Raw genomic sequence first — 17,832 nt, forward strand, 5'->3', positions numbered from 1 at the left:
CGGCCACCCGGCACCACGCACGCCGGGTACCGCAGCTCGGTGCGGGGCTGCGGTACCCGGGACGTTCAGGCGCCGCGGCGGGCCCGGAGCTTGGCCAGGGCCTCCTCGAGCAGGGCGTCGCCGTCGGCGTCGCTGCGCCGCTCGCGGACGTAGGCGAGGTGGGTCTTGTACGGCTCGGTGCGCGGCACCGGCGGCGGTGCCGCGGCGTCCTGGCCGGCCGGCAGGCCGCACCGGGGGCAGTCCCAGAGGTCGGGCACCTCGGCGTCGGTGGCGAAGGCCACCCGGGTCTCGTGGCCCTGGCTGCACCAGTAGCCGATCCTGTGCCGCGGTGCGGCCTCGCCGCGCTCGGCCTCTCCCATCGGACCCGCACCGACCCGGGTCCCCCGGATCGCGTTGCCACCAGCCACGAGCGCCCCCTCTGGACCGACCTGCACGGCGCGGTTCGCGTCGCGCGCGCAGTCTATGGCCTGGAGCGTGTTCTCTCGATCACGATTTTCCGCGAGGTGCCTGGTGGAGCCTCCGTCAGACCTTCAGCAGGATGCCCAGGGCCACGATGCACACGGTCCAGACCAGCCCGGTGAAGATCGTCAGCCGGTTGAGGTTCTTCTCGACGACCGAGGAGCCGGACAGCTGCGAGGACACCGCACCGCCGAACATCGAGGACAGGCCGCCGCCCTTGCCCCGGTGCAGCAGGATCAGCACCACCAGCAGGACGCTGGTGAGACCCAGCAGCACGTTGAGGACGACCTCGACCATGGCACCAGGGTAGCCGGTGCCCGCGGCGGGTCCGCTCAGCGCACGCCCGCGGTGGCCAGGTCGTAGCCGGCGTAGGGCCGCATGACCACGCCGTTGTGCAGCCGCTGACCGGCCAGCAGCCGCACGCGGGCCTCCGCCAGCGGCACGTACGCACCGGTGTCGAGGGCGGCGGCGGCCACGTCCCGCCAGGCCGCGGCGGCGGCCTCGGGATCGGTGGCGGCGCGGGCGGCGTCCACGGCCGCGGACACGGCGGGGTCGGTGAGCCGCGCGTAGTTGGTGTTGCCGACGGCGCTGACCGAGCGGCCGTCGACCAGCGGCACGAGGAACGAGCCGGGGAGCGGGAAGTCGGCGGTCCAGGTGGCCAGCACGATGCCGAAGCCGTTGCGGGCGACGTTGTCCGGGCTGCCGACGTCGGTGGCGTAGAAGCTGGCCGCGGGCAGCGGCCGGACCTCGGCGTCGATGCCCACCTCGGCGAGCTGGGCGGCGACGACGCCGGCCACCTCGACGCTGGCCTGCGCGTCGGGCACGGCCAGCACGGTGCTGAAGCCCTCGGGCTGCCCGCACGCGGCCAGCGCGTCGCGGGCGGCATCGGGGTCCGGCCCGGCGTCGGCACCCTCCCCCTCGGGCCCGCCGGGCAGCGTGCCCGGCCACAGCTGCCCGGCCCGCACCGCCCGGTCGGGGCCGCCGAGGACCTCCTGGACGGCGCGGCGGTCGATCGCGGCGGCGACCGCGGTGCGGCAGTTCGGATCGCTCATCGGGGCGACGTCGGTGGGCAGCGCCAGCAGCCGCAGCGCGCCGCTGGTCACCTCGTCGACCCGGTCGGGCAGGGGCACCTCTCCCCCGGTCTCGCCGGTCAGCCGCGCGCCGGTGGCCGGGTGCACGCCGGTGCCCGAGACGTCGACGTCGGCCGAGCCGGCGAGCAGCGCCTGGTCCCGCTCGAGGTTGGACAGGCCGGTGCGGACGACGACCCGGTCGGGCAGCGCCGTGCGGACCTCGTCGCTGGCCGGGTCCCAGGCGGGGTTGCGGTCGAGGACGATGCCGGTCGCGGCGTCGACCGTCGTGATCGCGTACGGGCCCGACGAGACCGGGTCGGCTCCGTAGCCGGCGCCGGTGTCGCTCTCCACCGGGACCGGGCTGCTCGAGGGCAGCGCCAGGACGTAGGGGAAGTCCGGCTGCGCCGAGCGGAGCCGGAAGACGATGGTGGCGTCGTCGGGCGTCTCGACGGCGGCCAGCCCGAGCTTGGCCGGGTCCTCGTCCTGGTACGGCCCGGCATAGGGGTTCTCGGGGTCGTCGAGCAGCTCCACGACGTGGGTGGGGCCGCCCACGATGACGTCGGAGGCGAAGGACCGCTCGATGCCGTACTTGACGTCGCGCGAGGTGATCGGCCGGCCGGTCTCGAACCCCACGCCGGGGCGGAGGGTGAACGTCCAGGTCAAGCCGCCGTCGGGGGTGGTGCCGAGGTCGGTGGCGAGGTCGGGCGCGAGCTCGCCGGTGGCACCGGGCTCGGAGGAGTAGGTGACCAGCGTGCGGGCGTAGAGCCGCATGAGGTTCCACACGCCGGGCTGGTAGGAGCGCTGCGGGTCGAGGCTGTCGATCTCGCCGGTGACCACCCGCAGCGTGCCGCCGGCCTCGTCCGACGGGGCGCGCACACCCTCGAGACCGGCGTCCGGGCCGTCGCCGAGGACCGGGACGCCGGCGTCGCCGTCCCCGCCACCGCGGCAGCTGACCGCGACGGCGACCACCAGCGCGACGACCAGCGCGAGGCCCAGGACGCGGCCGGCGGTACCGGACAGCAGCCCCGGCAGCCGGGTGGACCGGGTGGGTCGCTGCAGCCTGCTGCCCACCCGTGTCCCCCCGCTCGGCCGCCGGGGCGGCGTGCTCAGCCGCCCCCGGCGGCGATCCGACAGATCTGCGCGAACTCGTCGGCGTCGAGGCTCGCGCCCCCGACGAGTGCACCGTCGACGTCCGGCCCGGCCAGGATCCCGGCCGTGTTGGCGGCCTTCACCGACCCGCCGTAGAGGATACGGACGACCTCGGCCGTGCCCGGGCCGAAACGCTCGGCGAGCCGCGACCGGAGTGCGCCGCAGACCTCCTGGGCGTCCTCCGGGGTGGCCACCTCGCCGGTGCCGATCGCCCAGACCGGCTCGTAGGCCAGCACCACGCGGGCCACCTGCTCGGCGGAGAGGCCGGCCAGCGAGGCGTCGAGCTGGTCGGTGCAGTGCACCACGTGCCCGCCGGCCCGGCGGACCTCGAGCCCCTCCCCCATGCACACGATCGGCGTGAGGCCGTGCCGCAGCGCCGCCTGGGTCTTGGCGGCCACGACCGCGTCGTCCTCGGCGTGCAGCGACCGCCGCTCGGAGTGGCCGACGACGACGAAGCCGCACGCGAGCGCGGCCAGCATCGCGCCGCTGACCTCGCCGGTGTAGGCGCCGGAGTCGTGCGCCGAGAGGTCCTGCGCGCCGTAGCCGACCGGCAGCTTGTCGCCGGTGACCAGCGTCTGCACGCTGCGCAGCGCCGTGAACGGGGGCAGCACGACGACCTCGGCGGCGTCGAGCTCCTTCTCGTCCAGGCTGAAGACCAGCTTCTGCACCAGGCCGATGGCCTCCAGGTGCGTCATGTGCATCTTCCAGTTGCCCGCGATGAGCGGGCGGCGGCCCTCCCGGCGGGCCGGGGCCGCCGGCCTGCGTGCCATCCCGCGCCCCTCAGTCCGCGAGCACCGCGAGGCCCGGGAGCTCCCGGCCCTCGAGGTACTCCAGCGACGCGCCGCCGCCGGTGCTGACGTGGCCGTAGGCGGACTCGTCGAGGCCGAGCTGCCGGACGGCGGCCGCGGAGTCCCCGCCGCCGACCACCGACAGCCCGTCGACGGCGGCCACGGCCTCGGCGACCCCGCGCGTGCCGGCCTGGAACGGCGCCAGCTCGAACACGCCCATCGGGCCGTTCCAGAACACCGTGCGGGCGCCGGCCAGCTCGCGGCCGAACACCTCGACCGTGCGCGGGCCGACGTCGAGGCCCATCTGCTCCCCCGGGATCTCCTCGGCCGGGACGACCGCGGTGTCCACGTCGGCGCTGAACTCCGGCGCGACGACGACGTCGACCGGCAGCACGATGCGCTCGCCGGCCTCGGCGAGCAGCCGCCGGCAGGTGTCGACCTGGTCGGCCTCCAGCAGCGAGCGGCCGACCTCGAGCCCCTGGGCCCGCAGGAAGGTGAAGCACATCCCGCCGCCGACCAGCAGCCGGTCGACCTTGGGCAGCAGCGCCTCGATGACGGCGAGCTTGTCGCTGACCTTCGAGCCGCCGAGCACGACCACGTAGGGCCGCTCGGGGTCGGTGGTCAGCCGGGTGAGCACGTCGAGCTCGGTGGCCACCAGCCGCCCGGCGACGTGCGGCAGCCGCAGCGCCACGTCGTACACCGAGGCGTGCTTGCGGTGCACCGCGCCGAACGCGTCGTCGACGAAGACGTCGGCCAGCGCGGCGAACCGGTCGGCCAGCCCGCCGCGCTCGGCGTCGTCCTTGCTGGTCTCGGCGGCCTCGAAGCGCACGTTCTCCAGCAGCAGGACCTCGCCGTCGCCGAGGGCCGCCGCCCGGGTGCGGGCGTCGTCGCCGGCGACGTCGGCGGCCAGCGGCACCTCGGCGCCGAGCAGCTCGCCGAGCCGGGCGGCCACCGGGGCCAGCGAGTACTGCGGGTCGGGCCCACCCTTGGGCCGGCCCAGGTGCGCCGCGACGACGACCCGGGCGCCGGCCTCCCGCAGCGCCTGCAGGGTGGGGAGGCTGGCCCGGATGCGCCCGTCGTCGGTGATGGCCCGGGTCTGCTTGTCCAGGGGGACGTTCAGGTCGGCGCGCAGGAACACGCGCCGACCCGAGACGCCCTCGGCGAGCAGGTCGTCGAGGGTCCGCATCGGCTACAGCGAGCGGCCGACGAGCTCGACGGAGTCGACCAGGCGGTTGGAGTAGCCCCACTCGTTGTCGTACCAGCCGAGCACCTTGGCCATCGGGCCGAAGGTCTTGGTCAGCTTGCTGTCGTAGATGCAGCTCGCCGGGTCGGTGACGATGTCGGAGGAGACGATCGGGGCGTCGGTGTACTTGAGGATGCCGGCGAGCGGGCCCGCGGCGGCCTCGCGGTAGGCGGCGTCGATCTCGTCGGCCGGCACCTCGCGGGTCAGCTGGACGGTGAGGTCGGTGGCCGAGCCGGTGGGCACCGGGACGCGGACGGCGTAGCCGTCGAGCTTGCCCTGCAGCTCGGGCAGCACCAGGCCGATCGCCTTGGCCGCACCGGTGCTGGTGGGCACCATGTTCAGCGCGGCGGCGCGGGCGCGGCGCAGGTCCTTGTGCGGGCCGTCCTGCAGGTTCTGGTCGGCGGTGTAGGCGTGGATCGTCGTCATCAGGCCGCGCTCGATGCCGAAGGAGTCGTTGAGCACCTTGGCCAGCGGCGCGAGGCAGTTGGTGGTGCAGGACGCGTTGCTGATGATCGTCTGCGAGCCGTCGTACTTCTCGTGGTTGACGCCCATGACGATGGTCAGGTCGTCGCCGGTGGCCGGCGCCGAGATGACCACCTTCTTGGCGCCGCCGGCGTCGACGTGCTTGCGGGCGTCGGGGGCCTTGGTGAAGAAGCCGGTCGACTCGACGACGACGTCGACGCCCAGGTCGCCCCAGGGCAGGGCGGCCGGGTCGCGCTCGGAGAGGACCTTCATCGTGTTGCCGGCGATCTTGATGCCCTCGCCGTCGGCGGCGACGTCCTCGGACAGCACGCCCAGGATGCTGTCGTACTTCAGGAGGTGGGCGAGGACCTCGGGGCTGGTCAGGTCGTTGACCGCCACGATCTCGATGTCCTTGCCGCTGGCCGCGGCCGCCCGCCAGAAGTTGCGGCCGATCCGGCCGAACCCGTTGATCCCCACCCGCACCGTCACTGCTGACCTCCACGGATCCGTGGCGCCGTCCGGCGCCGTCGCGTGCGTCGGCCGCGCGGGGCGCGCGGCTCCGATCGCGGACGACCCTATCGGCCCCGGCGGCGGGCGACCGGGCGAGCCCCGGGAGGCTCAGCCGCCGGGGACGAGCTCCACGCCGTCGTCGGCCGCGGCGGCCGGGGCGGGGACGGCCGGGACGGGCCGGTCGCCCACGGGGTCGGCGGCGACGACGCGGTCGCGTCCGGTGGCCTTGGCGGTGTAGAGCGCCCGGTCGGCCGCCTCGAGCAGCGCGGCGGCGGAGGTGCCGTCGGCCGGGCAGACGGCCACGCCGATGCTGACGGTGACGCCGACGCGCTCGCCGTCGACGGGGACCCGCCCGGCGGCGACGGCGCGGCGGACCTGCTCGGCCCGCTCGAGGGCCTGCTCGCGGCCCGCGCCGGGCAGCACCAGCACGAACTCCTCGCCGCCGAGGCGGGCGGCGGTGTCGCCCTCGCGGACGGCGCCGGCGAGCGTGCCCGCGACCGCGGTGAGGACCCGGTCCCCCGCCGCGTGCCCGAGGCGGTCGTTGACGGACTTGAAGTGGTCGACGTCGACCACCAGCACCGACAGCCGGCCGGTGCGCGGCCGGGAGGCCAGGTCGGCGCCGAGCGCCCGGTCGAGGTGGCGGCGGTTGTGCAGGCCGGTCAGCGGGTCGCGCACGGCCTCCTCGGCCAGCTCCGCGCGCAGCCGCTCGATGACCTCGACCTGCTCGGCCAGGCGGGTGTTGAGCGCCTCGATGGCGGCCTGGCGCTCCTGCTGCTCGCTGACGTCGCGGACCACGAGGATGCGGCCGAGCGGACGGCCCCGCGGGTCGCTGACCGCCGAGTCCTGCACGTCGAGCCACAGCCCCGGCCGCACCTGGGCGACGCGGTGGCCGTCCCGGCGCTCGGTGGTGTCGAGGACCGCGACGGCCCGGGGGCCGGCGACGTCGGCGAGGGCGCGGCCGACCAGGTCCCCCCCGAGCTCGGGGCGCAGCCGCTGCAGCATCCGGGTGGCGGCCGGGTTGCAGTCGATGAGGACGCCGTCGGGGTCGACGACGAGCACGGCGTCGGGCACGGTCTCGACCACCTGCTCGCGGGCGACCGGGACCAGCCGCAGCAGGCCCCCGCGGAAGATCGCCCAGCAGTCGACCACGCCGGTGAGCAGGAAGAACAGCGGGGTGAGGTCGGTTCCGCTGCCATCGAGCTGGCTGCCGACCGACACGACGTTGCCGATGGTGGACAGCGTCGCCGACGCGAGCAGGACGGTGATCTGCCGGCGGAAGACGCCCGCCGCACGCCGGTAGCGGCGGACCAGGTGCCCGTAGGCGACGGCGACGAGCGCGTAGGAGTAGGCGGTGTGGGCCAGGAACAGCGGGCCGAAGGCGACCCGTCCCTCTGCGCCGGCACCCGCGGGGACCAGGTCGGACATGACCAGGTCGCGCGTGGCCGGCAGGGTCGCCGTGACCACCAGCAGCACCGGCTCGACCGCCAGCAGCAGGGCCGGCCGGCAGCCGAGCCGCCAGGAGGGGTCGGACACGGTGCGGGCGAGCACGTAGGTGCCCACCACCACCAGCCCGACGGCCGCCAGCAGCAGCGGCGGGTAGGCGGCGACCACCGCTCGGGTGCTGACGGCGTGGACGAGGACGTCGGCGGTCGACCAGGCGGCGACGCCCGACATGGTGACCGCCAGCGCCGTGGCCGCCGGGGTGCGGGCGCGGCGCCGCCAGGCCAGCACCGCCGTGCCCGTGGCGACCAGGGCCGCGCACGCGAACAGCAGCGCCCACTGCGCCGCGCTCATCCCGGGCTCCTCGCTCCGACGGCGCGGCCCGTTGCCCGCCTCTGCTGCGTGCATCGACGCGTGCGGGGCCCCGCTGGAGGTCGGCTCACCCGGGTGGGTGAACGCGAGGGGCGCCCTCCGCGGACCGCGGAGGACGCCCCTGGTGAGCGGATGGAACGGCCGGTTACTGCGCCAGCATGTCGTCGGTCACCACGGACTCGGTGTCCGGGATGCCGAGGTCCTTGGCCCGCTTGTCGGCCATGGCCAGCAGCCGCCGGATCCGCCCGGCGACGGCGTCCTTGGTCATCGGCGGGTCGGCGCGCTGGCCGAGCTCCTCCAGCGAGGCCTGCCCGTGCTCGAGGCGCAGCCGGCCGGCGACCAGCAGGTGCTCGGGCGCGTCGCCGGCGAGGATCTCCAGCGCCCGCTCGACCCGGGCCGAGGCGGCCACGGCCGCGCGCGCCGAGCGGCGCAGGTTGGCGTCATCGAAGTTCGCCAGCCGGTTGGCGGTGGCGCGCACCTCGCGGCGCATCCGCCGCTCCTCCCAGGCCAGCACCGCGTCGTGGGCGCCCATCCGGGTGAGCAGCGCGCTGATGGCGTCGCCGTCGCGCACGACGACCCGGTCGGCGCCGCGGACCTCGCGGGCCTTCGCGGCGATGCCCAACCGGCGGGCCGCGCCGACCAGCGCCATGGCCGCCTCAGGCCCGGGGCAGGTCACCTCGAGCGAGGACGACCGGCCGGGCTCGGTGAGCGAGCCGTGCGCGAGGAACGCGCCCCGCCAGGCGGCCTCGGCGTCGTTGATGCTGCCGGACACGACCGACGGCGGCAGGCCGCGCACCGGGCGGCCGCGCTGGTCGACCAGCCCGGTCTGGCGGGCCAGTCCCTCGCCGTGCTTGGCGATCCGGACCAGGTAGCGCACGCCCCGGCGGATGTTGCCGCCGGCCAGCACGCTGACCCCGCTGGTGTAGCCGTAGACCTCGCTGATGTCCCGCCGCAGCCGGCGGGCGACCGAGCCGGTGTCCAGCTCGGCCTCGATGACGACGCGACCGCCCACGATGTGCAGCCCCCCGGAGAAGCGCAGCAGCGCGGTCACCTCGGCCTTGCGCTCGGAGGTCCGCGTGCACTCCACCCGGGACAGCTCGTCCTTGACCATGGCCGTCATCGCCACGACGACCACTCCTTCCGCTGCGGCGCCCTCATCGGCGTCACCTCTCCCCCTCGAACCGTCCGGGCCCCACCGGTCCTGGTGCCCCGGTTGCGTCCCCTGTCCCGTCCCCCTGCCCGACCTCCGGCCCGCCGGCCGCGTGTGCTGCGGCCACCGGGGCCAGCACGGCCGCCAGCCGGGCGGGGTCGTGGCGCGGGGAACCGTCGAGCGCGGCGACCGGAGCCAGCACGAGCTCGGCGCCGCACTCGCGCACCGTTGACAGGAGACCACAGCGGTCAACCACCGAGTCGGCATCCGCGATCACCGTGTGCAGCGCCACTCCGTCCAGATGGGCCTGCAGCACCCGCAGGTGCTCCTCCGGGGAGAAGCCGTCGGTCTCCCCCGGCTGGGGCTCCAGGTTGAGCACCACGACCACGCGGGCCCGGCTGGCGGCCAGCGCCCGGCGCAGCCGCGGCACCAGCAGGTGGGGCAGCACCGAGGTGTACCAGGAACCGGGCCCGAGCGAGACGACGTCGGCCTCGGCGATCGCGGCGAGCACGTCGGGGTGCACCGGCGGGTCCGGCGGGGAGACGAGGATCTCCCGCACCCGGCCGGGCGTGGAGGCGATCGCCACCTGACCGCGGATGGTCCGGGTGCGCGCGGGGTCGTCGGGGTCGAACGTCTCCACGCGCGCGACGAGGTCCAGGGGCACGTCGGCCATCGGCAGCACCCGGCCGCGGGTGCGCAGCAGCGCGCAGACGGCGTCGAGGGCGCGCACGGTGTCCCCGCCGTGCAGCTCGACGAGCCCGGTGAGGACGAGGTTGCCCACCGGGTGGCCGGCGAGCACGCCGGTGCCGCCGAGCCGGTGCTGGAACAGCCGGGCCATCTGCTGGCGGCCGTCGTCGTCGGCGGCCAGGGCGGCCAGCGCCATCCGCAGGTCGCCGGGGGGCAGCACCGGCATCTCGCGGCGGATCCGGCCGGAGGAGCCGCCGTCGTCGGCCACCGTGACCACGGCGGTGAGGTCGGGGGTGATCCGGCGCCAGGCGGCCAGCGCGGCCGCGAGACCGTGGCCGCCCCCGAAGGCGACGACCCTGGGGTGCGCGCCCACTACTCGCGGCCCAGGTCGCGGTGGCGGGCGACCGCGGCGATGCCGTCCGCGGCCAGCCGGCGGGCGAACTCCTCGGCGATGGCGACGCTGCGGTGCTTGCCGCCGGTGCAGCCGACCGCCAGCGTCAGGTAGCGCTTGCCCTCGCGCCGGTAGCCGGGGATGAGCAGCCGCAGCACCTCGGTGTACCGGTCGAGGAAGGGCCCGGCGTCCTGCTGGCCGAGCACGTAGTCGCGCACGTCGGCGTCGCGCCCGGTGTGCGCGCGCAGCTCGGGCAGCCAGTGCGGGTTGGGCAGGAACCGGGCGTCGACGACGAGGTCGGCGTCCAGCGGCAGGCCGTACTTGAAGCCGAAGCTCAGCACGGTCGCCGTCAGCGGCGGGGTGCGGCCCTCGCGGGCGAAGGCGTTCTCCAGCGTGGCGCGCAGCTGGTGGACGTTGAGGTCGCTGGTGTCGACCCACAGGTCGGCCTCGCCGGCGATGCCGGTGAGCAGCGCCCGCTCGGCGGTGATCCCGTCGATGAGCCGGCCCGACCCCTGCAGCGGGTGCTCCCGCCGGTTGGACTCGTAGCGGCGGACGAGCACCTCGTCGCTGGCGTGCACGTACACCACGCGCGGGCGGTGCCCGGCCTCGGCGAGCACCCGGATGGCCTCCTGCAGGTCGCTGGAGAAGGCGCGGCTGCGGACGTCGACGACGGCGGCGAACCGGCGGACGTCACCGCGGGCGCCGAGCTCGACCATCGGCGTCAGCAGCGCCGGCGGCAGGTTCTCGACGACGTACCAGCCGAGGTCCTCCATCACCCGCCCGGCGCTGTTCTTGCCGGCCCCGGACAGCCCAGTGACGACGACGACCTCGACCGGCGGCGTCTCGGTGGACGCGGCGTCGAGGCCGGCGGGGACGTCGGCCTGCGGGCCGGCCTGTCCCTCGCGCGCGGCGGCGGCCGCGGTCGGGGCGTCGGTGCCCGAGCCGGTCAGCTGTTCCTCGCTCACGACGCGACCCGGCCGACCTCGGCGGTGGCGCCCGCGCCGGGGGTGGGGGTGCCCCGCTCGGCCGGGCCGGCGGGCGCCGTGGTGCTCTCCACGACCTCCTCCGCGGGCCCCTCCTCCGCGGGATCCGCCGTGCCCTCCGCCGGCTCCGCCACCGCGGCCAGCACCGCCTCGGCGGTGCGCCGGCCGATGCCCGGCACGGCCATGAGCTCGTCGACCGTGGCCGCGCGCAGCCGCTTGAGCGACCCGAACTGCTTCATCAGCGCCTTCCGCCGCGTGTCCCCCAGGCCGGGGACGTCGTCCAGGAGCGAGACCAGCATGCTGACCGAACGCTTCTGCCGGTGGTAGGTGATCGCGAACCGGTGGGCCTCGTCGCGCACCCGCTGCAGCAGGTAGAGCGCCTCGGAGGTGCGCGGCAGGACCACCGGGTCGGACTCGCCGGGCAGCCAGACCTCCTCCATGCGCTTGGCCAGCCCGCAGACGGCGACGTCGACGACGCCGAGCTCGTCGAGCGAGCGGGCCGCGGCCGCGACCTGCGGCGCGCCGCCGTCGACGACGAGCAGGTTCGGCGGGTAGGCGAACCGGCGCGGCCGGCCCTCCTCCGCGGCGATCCCCTGCTCGTCGCGGCGGTCGGCCTCCTCCTTGAGGTGCCGGGCGAAGCGGCGGCGGACGACCTCGGCCATGGCCGCGGTGTCGTCGGTGCCGTGCTGGACAGAGAAGCGGCGGTAGTCGGACTTCTTGGGCAGTCCGTCCTCGAAGACCACCATCGAGGCGACGACGTTGGTCTGCTGCACGTGCGAGACGTCGATGCACTCGATGCGCAGCGGCGCCTCGGGCAGCTCGAGGGCCTCCTGCAGCTCGGAGAGGGCGAGCGACCGGGCGGTGAGGTCGCTGGAGCGCTTGACCCGGTGCCGGGCGAAGGCCTCCTTCGCGTTGCGCTCGACGGTCTCGAGCAGGCTGCGCTTGTCCCCGCGCTGCGGCACCCGCAGCGACACCCGCGAGCCGCGGAGCTCGCTGAGCAGCTCCTCGTAGACGTCGGCGTCGTCGGGGAGCTCGGGGACGAGCACCTCCTTGGGCACCGCCTCGCCGCCCTCTGTGACGCCGGTGGCCTCGTCGACGCCGCCGTAGACCTGCAGGAGGAACTGCTCGACCAGCTCGCCGGTGCTGACCTCCTCGACCTTGTCGATGATCCAGCCGCGCTGGCCGCGGACCCGCCCACCCCGGACGTGGAAGACCTGCACGGCGGCCTCGAGCTCGTCCTGGGCGAAGGCGACGACGTCGGCGTCGGTGCCGTCGCCGAGGACGACCGCCTGCTTCTCCATCGCCCGCCGCAGCGCGCCGAGGTCGTCGCGCAGCCGGGCGGCCTTCTCGTACTCCATCGCCTCGGCGGCCTCGGCCATCTCCCGCTCGAGCCGCTTGACCATGAGGTCGGTGCGGCCGGCCATGAAGTCGCAGAAGTCGTCGACGATCGCCCGGTGCTCCTCGGCGCTGACCCGGCCGACGCAGGGCGCGGCGCACTTGCCGATGTAGCCGAGCAGGCAGGGCCGGCCGATCTGCCCGGCGCGCTTGAACACGCCGTTGGAGCAGGTGCGGGCGGGGAAGACGCGGGTGAGCGTGTCGAGGGTCTCGCGGATGGCCCAGGCGTGGGCGTAGGGGCCGAAGTAGCGGACGCCCTTCTTCTTCGGCCCGCGCATGACCTGCAGCCGCGGGTACTCCTCGTTGAGCGTCACGGCCAGCGACGGGTAGCTCTTGTCGTCGCGGTAGCGGACGTTGAACCGCGGGTCGAACTCCTTGATCCAGTTGTACTCGAGCTGGAGGGCCTCGACCTCGGTGCCGACGACGGTCCACTCGACGCTGGACGCCGTCGTCACCATCTGGCGGGTGCGCGGGTGCAGGCCGGCGACGTCGGCGAAGTAGCTGTTGAGCCGCTGGCGCAGGCTCTTGGCCTTGCCGACGTAGACGACGCGGCCGTTCGGGTCGCGGAACCTGTAGACCCCCGGCGACTCGGGGATGGAGCCGACCGCCGGTCGGTACGTGGACGGGTCGGGCACGCTTCCACACTAGGTGCCCCGGACGACGGTCCGCCCGCCCTCCGTCGCCGGGAACCACACCGCTGTGGTTCCCGGCCGTGCCGGTGCGTTCCGGCCGGGCCCGCGGGACGGGCCCGGCCGGACCGTCGAGTCGCGGCTCAGCTCGAGGGAGGCGGGGTCATCTGGGCGATGCGGACGGAGTTGCCGAAGGGGTCGCGCAGGCCGAAGTCGATGCCGTAGGGCTGCACGACCGGCTCCTCCGGCAGGTCGACGCCCTTCTCCCTGAGCGCGGCGTGGGTCTCGTGCGCGTCGTCGGTGGTGAGGAAGAGGTGCCCCCCACCGGCGCCCTTGGTGACCAGGTCGCGCACCGTGTCGGCGATCTCCGGGCTCACCGACGGCGGCGCGGGCCGCTCGAGCAGCACCGCGTGACCGGGGTCGCTCGGCAGCGCGACGGTGAGGAACCGCATCGGCCCGAACTGCTGGTCGACCTGGACCTGGAAGCCCAGCTTGCCGACGTAGAAGTCGAGGGCCTGGTCCTGGTCCAGCACGTAGATCGACGTGATCGAGATGGTATTCAACATGATCACGACGCTAGGACCCGGCGGTGTCCGCGGGCTTCTCCGGAACTGCTGTCTTCTCGCTCGGCCGCAGCCACCGCATGCCGAAGCAGGAGGGCACCGGCGCCAGCGGCCCGCGCCGCCGGTACGCGCTGGGCGGCTCCCCCACGATCCCGGCGAACACCCGGCTGAAGGTGCCCAGGCTGGCGAAGCCCACGGCCATGCACACGTCGGTCACCGACCGGTCGGTGCTGCGCAGCAGGAACATCGCCCGCTCCACCCGCCGGCGCTGCAGGTAGCGGTTGGGCGTCTCGCCGAAGGTGGCCTTGAAGGTGCGGATGAAGTGCGCCTCGGAGACGTGCGCGACCCGGGCCAGGGCGGCCACGTCGAGCGGCTCGGCGTAGCTGCGGTCCATCACGTCCCGGGCACGCAGCATGCGCAGGTTGGAGTCCTCGACGGCCCGGCTCACCGGGCCATCTTCCCGGCCGCCGCGGGACGGCTGAGGTCAGCCGGCGGCGCGGGAGCGGTGCAGCGCCGGCAGGGGTACGGCGCCGAGGGCCCGCTGCCCCAGGCGGACGACCCTGGCGGCCAGCGCCAGCGCCGCGAGGAGCCCCACCCCGCCGGCCAGGACGGCGACGGCACCGGGGACGGCGTTCCCGGTGACGGCGAGCGCGGCGACGGCCACCAGTGCGACGAGGACGAGGGTGGAGCGCACGCCGCCGGACCTGCGTACGGGCTGCCCGCAGTGGGACAGGTCGGGATCGCAGTCGGGCGTGAGCGCGCTCATCGGCGTCTCCTCCATCGGGGACCGGGCACGCCGATGGGGAGGCGTGACGTCCGTCACAGGGGACGATACGGTCCGGGGCCGGATCCGCTCAAGAGGTGATCACCGGGGTCCGGCGGCGTTCAGCGGCAGTCGTCCTCGCCCGCGGCGCAGACGGCGACGAGCAGCCGCCGGAGGGTCGCCAGGTCCCGCTCGCTCGCGTCCGGGAACAGCTGCCCGTGCACGGTGGCGACGGACCGGTGGACGTCGGCCGCCACGGCCCTCCCCTCACCGGCCAGCCGGACGATGTGCCGGCGGCGGTCGGCGGGATCGCGCACCCGCTCGACGAGTGCGGCGTCCTCGAGGTCGTTGAGCAGGCCGACCAGGACGCTCGGGTCCACGGCCAGCTGCTCGAGCAGCTCCTGCTGGGTCGCCGACCCGGTCTGTTCCAGCCGCATGAGGATCTGGCCGTGCCGCGGGCGCAGCCCGGAGTCGGAGAACTGCCGGCCCAGCAGCAGCGCCGCCCGGTGACCCGCCTGGGCGAGCAGCACCGGCAGCGGCAGGTCCTCGATCGGCACGGGCATCCCCACGGGGCGCAGTCTAGCGGAGCCAACTGTTCTAGGGTCCGAATCGTTGACAGTGACCGACGATCGGCTACCGTGGACGGCGCCGGGCACCCACCCACCGACCTCGGAGACCGCCATGGCCCTGCTCAGCACCGCCACGCTGGAGTTCGTTCGCCGCACGGACACGGAGGGCGGCGTCACGGCGTTCGCCTTCGCCCCCGTGGAGCCGCTCAACCACCTCGCCGGCCACCACGCCTTCCTCTCGCTGCCCGACGGCGGGACCAAGCCGTTCTCCCTGGCCTCGGCCCCCGAGGACCCGCAGGTGCTGATCGGCACCCGGCTCGCCTCGGGCAGCCGGTTCAAGCGGGCGCTCACCGGGCTCTCCCCGGGCGACCGCGTCCGGCTGCGCCGGCCGCTGCAGCGATCGGCCCTGGCCGACACCGCCGACGACGTCGTACTGCTCGCCCAGGGCGTCGGGGTGACACCGCACCGGGCGCTGCTGCGCCACCTCGCGGCGACGGGCGCCCGGCGCCGCGGAACGCTGGTCCACGTCGGCCGCGACCACCCGTTCCGCGCCGACACCGAGGAGCTCGCGCACGCCGCCGTCTATCCCGGCGACCGCGCGGCCTTCGGACGGGAGCTGGAACGCCTCACCACCGACCTACCCGGCGCCACCTACCACGTGTCGGGCTCCCCGGCCTTCGTCCGCGACACCACCGCCGCGCTGTCCGCCGCGGGCATCCCGCGCCGCCAGGTCCGCCGGGAGGCCTTCCGTGGCTACTGACCCGCCCGCCGTCGTCGCCGAGGGGCTGGTGCGCCGGTTCGGCAGTGGACCGGACGCGGTGACCGCCGTCGACGGCGTCGACCTCGAGGTGCCCGCCGGCACCGTCGTCGGGCTGCTCGGCCCCAACGGCGCCGGCAAGACCACCGTCGTCCGGCTGCTCACCGGCCTGCTGCGCCCCACTGCCGGCACCGCGACGGTGGCCGGCGTGCCCCTCGGTCCCGACGGCGTGTCCGACGGCGCTCGACTGCGGGCGCGCATCGGCCTGGCCGGCCAGTACGCCGGGGTGGACGAGGCGCTGACCGGGCGGGAGAACCTGCGCATGTTCGGCCGGCTCGGGCACCTGACCCGGGCGTCGCGGCGGGCGCGCGCCGACGCGCTGCTCGACGCGTTCGGCCTCACCGACGCCGCCGACCGGCCGGCGCGGACCTACTCGGGAGGCATGCGACGCCGGCTGGACCTCGCCGCCGCGCTGGTGGCCGAGCCGCGGGTGGTGTTCCTCGACGAGCCCACCACGGGGCTGGACCCGCGGTCGCGCCTGGCGCTGTGGGAGGTGGTGGAGGAGCTCGCGGCCGCCGGCACGGCGGTGCTGCTGACCACGCAGTACCTCGAGGAGGCCGACCGGCTCGCCTCCTCGCTGGCGGTCGTCGACGCGGGCCGGGTGATCGCCCGCGGCACACCGGCCGAGCTGAAGGCCTCCCTGGGCGGCGGCGCGCTGCAGGTGCCGCTGGCCGACCCCGGGCGTGCGGCGGCGGCCGTGGCCGCCCTGGCCGGCCTGGGCACCGGGCCGGCCGCGGTCACCGACGGGGTGCTGCGGCTGCCGGTCGCCGACCCGGGCCCGGCCCTGCCCGAGCTGGTGCGCCGGCTGGACACCGCCGGGGTCGCCATCCGCGGCGTCGGGATCTCCGAGCCCACCCTCGACGACGTCTTCCTCGCCCTCACCGGCCGCACCGCCGACCCGAGCACCCGGAGCGCAGCATGACCACCTCCCTCGCCACCGACCCCGCGCCCCGGACCGACGCGGTGGCCCGCCCGTCCGTCCTCGGCCCGCCCGCGGTGCCGGCCGGCCGGCCGGTGGTCGGCTGGGCGGTGCGCGACGCGCTGACCACCGGCTGGCGCAGCCTGGTGGGGGCGTTCCGCACGCCGCAGGTGCTGCTGTTCGCCCTGGTCCAGCCGGTGATGTTCGTGCTGCTGTTCCGGTACGTCTTCGGCGGGGCGATCTCGACCCCCGGCGTCGACTACGTCGACTACCTGCTCCCCGGGATCTTCGTGCAGACGGCCGTGTTCTCCGGTGTCGCCACCGGCGTCGGGCTCGCCGAGGACCTCGGCCGGGGCGTGGTCGACCGGTTCCGGACCCTGCCGATGGCCGGCTCCGCCGTCCTGGCCGGGCGGACCCTCGCCGACGCCGCCCGCACCGTGGTGACGCTGCTGCTCATGCTCGGCGTCGGCCTGGCCGTGGGCTACCGGCCGGACAGCGTCACGGGGGTCGTGGCCGGTCTCGGTGTCGTGCTGCTGCTGTCCTACACGGTCACCTGGTTCTACGTCCTGATCGCACTGGCGGTGCGCAGCCCCGAGGCGGCCCAGTCGGCGGGGTTCGTGCTCACCTTCCCGCTCACGTTCGCCAGCTCGGCGTTCGTGAGCACCGAGACGATGCCGGGCTGGCTGCGCGGCTTCGCCGAGAGCCAGCCGGTCACCCTCACCGCCGACGCCGTCCGGGCACTGACCGGGGTCGGCGACGCGAGCGTCTGGCCGGCCCTGGCCTGGGCGGCCGGGCTGCTGGTCGTCCTCGCGCCGGCCGCGGCCGCCCTCTACCGGCGGGGCCGCTGAGGACGGGCTGCGGTCGTGTCTCGCCACCCCTTGCAGCCTTGCCGCCGGGCTCCGCGGCCGGAGCACCGGCCAGCCGTCTGACCAGCGAGTTCGTCGTCCACAGGACTTGCTGCGATCGTCGCTCGAACGTATGATCGATCCCGTGACGGGAGTCCGGGCGGTCGACGAGCCCCTGGTGGGGTGGGCGTCGGGGCCGCTGGGGGTGGTGCAGGCCGCCGACCGGGAGATCGCCCGGCGGACCGCGCTGCGGGCCCGGGCGGTGGCCGCGTTCGCCGCATCCCGGCCTTCCTCCGTCGACCGGCAGCAAGGCGAGCGCGGGGCGATGGCCGCCGACCGGTGGGCGGCGCGGGCCGAGGTACTGCGGCCGGTGAGCGAGTGGGCCACCGACGAGCTGGCCGTCGCGCTGGCGGTGTCGGCCCAGGCCGCGCAGCTGCTGCTGGAGCGGTCGCTGACCCTGGTGCACCGGCTGCCGGGCACGCTGGCCGCGCTGGAGTCCGGGGCGCTGCACGTGGGGCACCTGGGGCCGCTGATCGACAAGGTCGCCCCGATCACCGACGACACCCTCCGCGCGGCGATCGAGGCCGACCTGCTGGCGTGGGCCGCTGGGCGGCACACCACCCCGGGG

18 protein-coding genes and 1 pseudogene are annotated in these 17,832 nt (G+C 75.5%); 4 read left to right on the forward strand and 15 right to left on the reverse strand.

Features of this window, described 5'->3' with window-relative positions:
• Nucleotides 1–65: 65 nt before the first annotated feature.
• From ACI79O_RS01570 to ACI79O_RS01640, 15 genes are all read right to left on the reverse strand, one after another.
• A complete protein-coding gene (locus ACI79O_RS01570; RefSeq protein WP_456874214.1) occupies nt 66–434 on the reverse strand; it encodes an RNA polymerase-binding protein RbpA in 369 nt (122 codons plus the stop codon).
• 88 nt (nt 435–522) lie between these two features.
• Complete coding sequence (gene secG / locus ACI79O_RS01575) at nt 523–756, reverse strand: preprotein translocase subunit SecG (RefSeq protein WP_456874215.1); 234 nt, start codon at nt 754–756, stop codon at nt 523–525.
• A gap of 35 nt (nt 757–791) precedes the next feature.
• A complete protein-coding gene (locus tag ACI79O_RS01580) occupies nt 792–2,600 on the reverse strand; it encodes an ABC transporter substrate-binding protein (RefSeq protein WP_456886204.1) in 1,809 nt (602 codons plus the stop codon).
• 35 nt (nt 2,601–2,635) lie between these two features.
• Complete coding sequence (tpiA, locus tag ACI79O_RS01585) at nt 2,636–3,448, reverse strand: triose-phosphate isomerase (protein ID WP_456886206.1); 813 nt, start codon at nt 3,446–3,448, stop codon at nt 2,636–2,638.
• A gap of 10 nt (nt 3,449–3,458) precedes the next feature.
• Nucleotides 3,459–4,652, reverse strand: a complete 1,194-nt coding sequence (locus ACI79O_RS01590) for a phosphoglycerate kinase (RefSeq protein ID WP_456913183.1) — start codon at nt 4,650–4,652, stop codon at nt 3,459–3,461.
• 3 nt (nt 4,653–4,655) lie between these two features.
• The gene (gene gap, locus ACI79O_RS01595; RefSeq protein ID WP_456886210.1) at nt 4,656–5,660 is read right to left on the reverse strand and encodes a type I glyceraldehyde-3-phosphate dehydrogenase; all 1,005 of its coding nucleotides are present in this window, start codon (nt 5,658–5,660) and stop codon (nt 4,656–4,658) included.
• Between the two features lie 129 nt (nt 5,661–5,789).
• Complete coding sequence (locus ACI79O_RS01600) at nt 5,790–7,475, reverse strand: histidine kinase N-terminal 7TM domain-containing diguanylate cyclase (protein WP_456913184.1); 1,686 nt, start codon at nt 7,473–7,475, stop codon at nt 5,790–5,792.
• A gap of 163 nt (nt 7,476–7,638) precedes the next feature.
• The gene (gene whiA, locus ACI79O_RS01605) at nt 7,639–8,613 is read right to left on the reverse strand and encodes a DNA-binding protein WhiA (protein ID WP_425283686.1); all 975 of its coding nucleotides are present in this window, start codon (nt 8,611–8,613) and stop codon (nt 7,639–7,641) included.
• A 43-nt stretch (nt 8,614–8,656) separates the two neighbouring features.
• Nucleotides 8,657–9,703, reverse strand: coding sequence for a gluconeogenesis factor YvcK family protein (locus ACI79O_RS01610; RefSeq protein ID WP_456886214.1), 1,047 nt, complete (start codon nt 9,701–9,703; stop codon nt 8,657–8,659).
• On the reverse strand, nt 9,703–10,686 hold the full coding sequence (gene rapZ, locus ACI79O_RS01615) for an RNase adapter RapZ (RefSeq protein ID WP_456913185.1): 984 nt from the start codon (nt 10,684–10,686) through the stop codon (nt 9,703–9,705). The genes ACI79O_RS01610 and rapZ overlap by 1 nt, the downstream gene beginning before the upstream one ends.
• Nucleotides 10,683–12,734 (reverse strand): excinuclease ABC subunit UvrC, encoded by a 2,052-nt coding sequence (gene uvrC / locus ACI79O_RS01620; protein WP_456886218.1) that lies wholly within the window; start codon nt 12,732–12,734, stop codon nt 10,683–10,685. The genes rapZ and uvrC overlap by 4 nt, the downstream gene beginning before the upstream one ends.
• 137 nt (nt 12,735–12,871) lie before the next feature.
• A complete protein-coding gene (locus ACI79O_RS01625; RefSeq protein ID WP_456913186.1) occupies nt 12,872–13,294 on the reverse strand; it encodes a VOC family protein in 423 nt (140 codons plus the stop codon).
• Nucleotides 13,295–13,304: 10 nt separating this feature from the next.
• Complete coding sequence (locus tag ACI79O_RS01630; RefSeq protein WP_456886222.1) at nt 13,305–13,739, reverse strand: helix-turn-helix domain-containing protein; 435 nt, start codon at nt 13,737–13,739, stop codon at nt 13,305–13,307.
• Between the two features lie 36 nt (nt 13,740–13,775).
• Nucleotides 13,776–14,057: a hypothetical protein gene (locus ACI79O_RS01635; protein WP_456913187.1), complete on the reverse strand. Its 282-nt coding sequence runs from the start codon at nt 14,055–14,057 to the stop codon at nt 13,776–13,778.
• A 119-nt stretch (nt 14,058–14,176) separates the two neighbouring features.
• Nucleotides 14,177–14,617 carry a MarR family winged helix-turn-helix transcriptional regulator gene (locus ACI79O_RS01640; RefSeq protein WP_456886257.1) on the reverse strand — a complete coding sequence of 147 codons (441 nt, stop codon included), beginning with the start codon at nt 14,615–14,617 and terminating at the stop codon, nt 14,177–14,179.
• A 118-nt stretch (nt 14,618–14,735) separates the two neighbouring features.
• On the opposite strand from ACI79O_RS01640, the gene ACI79O_RS01645 reads away from it, so the two are divergent.
• The 4 genes and pseudogenes from ACI79O_RS01645 to ACI79O_RS01660 form a co-directional block, all read left to right on the forward strand.
• A complete protein-coding gene (locus ACI79O_RS01645; RefSeq protein WP_456886226.1) occupies nt 14,736–15,383 on the forward strand; it encodes an FAD-dependent oxidoreductase in 648 nt (215 codons plus the stop codon).
• Nucleotides 15,373–16,362: an ATP-binding cassette domain-containing protein gene (locus tag ACI79O_RS01650; protein ID WP_456886228.1), complete on the forward strand. Its 990-nt coding sequence runs from the start codon at nt 15,373–15,375 to the stop codon at nt 16,360–16,362. The genes ACI79O_RS01645 and ACI79O_RS01650 overlap by 11 nt, the downstream gene beginning before the upstream one ends.
• Nucleotides 16,359–17,207, forward strand: a complete 849-nt coding sequence (locus ACI79O_RS01655) for an ABC transporter permease (RefSeq protein WP_456913188.1) — start codon at nt 16,359–16,361, stop codon at nt 17,205–17,207. The genes ACI79O_RS01650 and ACI79O_RS01655 overlap by 4 nt, the downstream gene beginning before the upstream one ends.
• 142 nt (nt 17,208–17,349) lie before the next feature.
• Nucleotides 17,350–17,832, forward strand: a pseudogene (locus tag ACI79O_RS01660) (HNH endonuclease); the annotation flags it as partial.

This window comes from Geodermatophilus sp. SYSU D00696, assembly GCF_054050235.1.

What these genes read in the sequence shown, in the direction of transcription:
- secG (WP_456874215.1), bottom strand. Translation starts at nt 756, where the DNA reads ATGGTCGAGGTCGTCCTCAACGTGCTGCTGGGTCTCACCAGCGTCCTG.
- tpiA (WP_456886206.1), bottom strand. Translation starts at nt 3,448, where the DNA reads ATGGCACGCAGGCCGGCGGCCCCGGCCCGCCGGGAGGGCCGCCGCCCG.
- ACI79O_RS01590 (WP_456913183.1), bottom strand. Translation starts at nt 4,652, where the DNA reads ATGCGGACCCTCGACGACCTGCTCGCCGAGGGCGTCTCGGGTCGGCGC.
- ACI79O_RS01600 (WP_456913184.1), bottom strand. Translation starts at nt 7,475, where the DNA reads ATGAGCGCGGCGCAGTGGGCGCTGCTGTTCGCGTGCGCGGCCCTGGTC.
- whiA (WP_425283686.1), bottom strand. Translation starts at nt 8,613, where the DNA reads ATGACGGCCATGGTCAAGGACGAGCTGTCCCGGGTGGAGTGCACGCGG.
- ACI79O_RS01625 (WP_456913186.1), bottom strand. Translation starts at nt 13,294, where the DNA reads ATGTTGAATACCATCTCGATCACGTCGATCTACGTGCTGGACCAGGAC.
- ACI79O_RS01635 (WP_456913187.1), bottom strand. Translation starts at nt 14,057, where the DNA reads ATGAGCGCGCTCACGCCCGACTGCGATCCCGACCTGTCCCACTGCGGG.
- ACI79O_RS01640 (WP_456886257.1), bottom strand. Translation starts at nt 14,617, where the DNA reads ATGCCCGTGCCGATCGAGGACCTGCCGCTGCCGGTGCTGCTCGCCCAG.
- ACI79O_RS01645 (WP_456886226.1), top strand. Translation starts at nt 14,736, where the DNA reads ATGGCCCTGCTCAGCACCGCCACGCTGGAGTTCGTTCGCCGCACGGAC.
- ACI79O_RS01655 (WP_456913188.1), top strand. Translation starts at nt 16,359, where the DNA reads ATGACCACCTCCCTCGCCACCGACCCCGCGCCCCGGACCGACGCGGTG.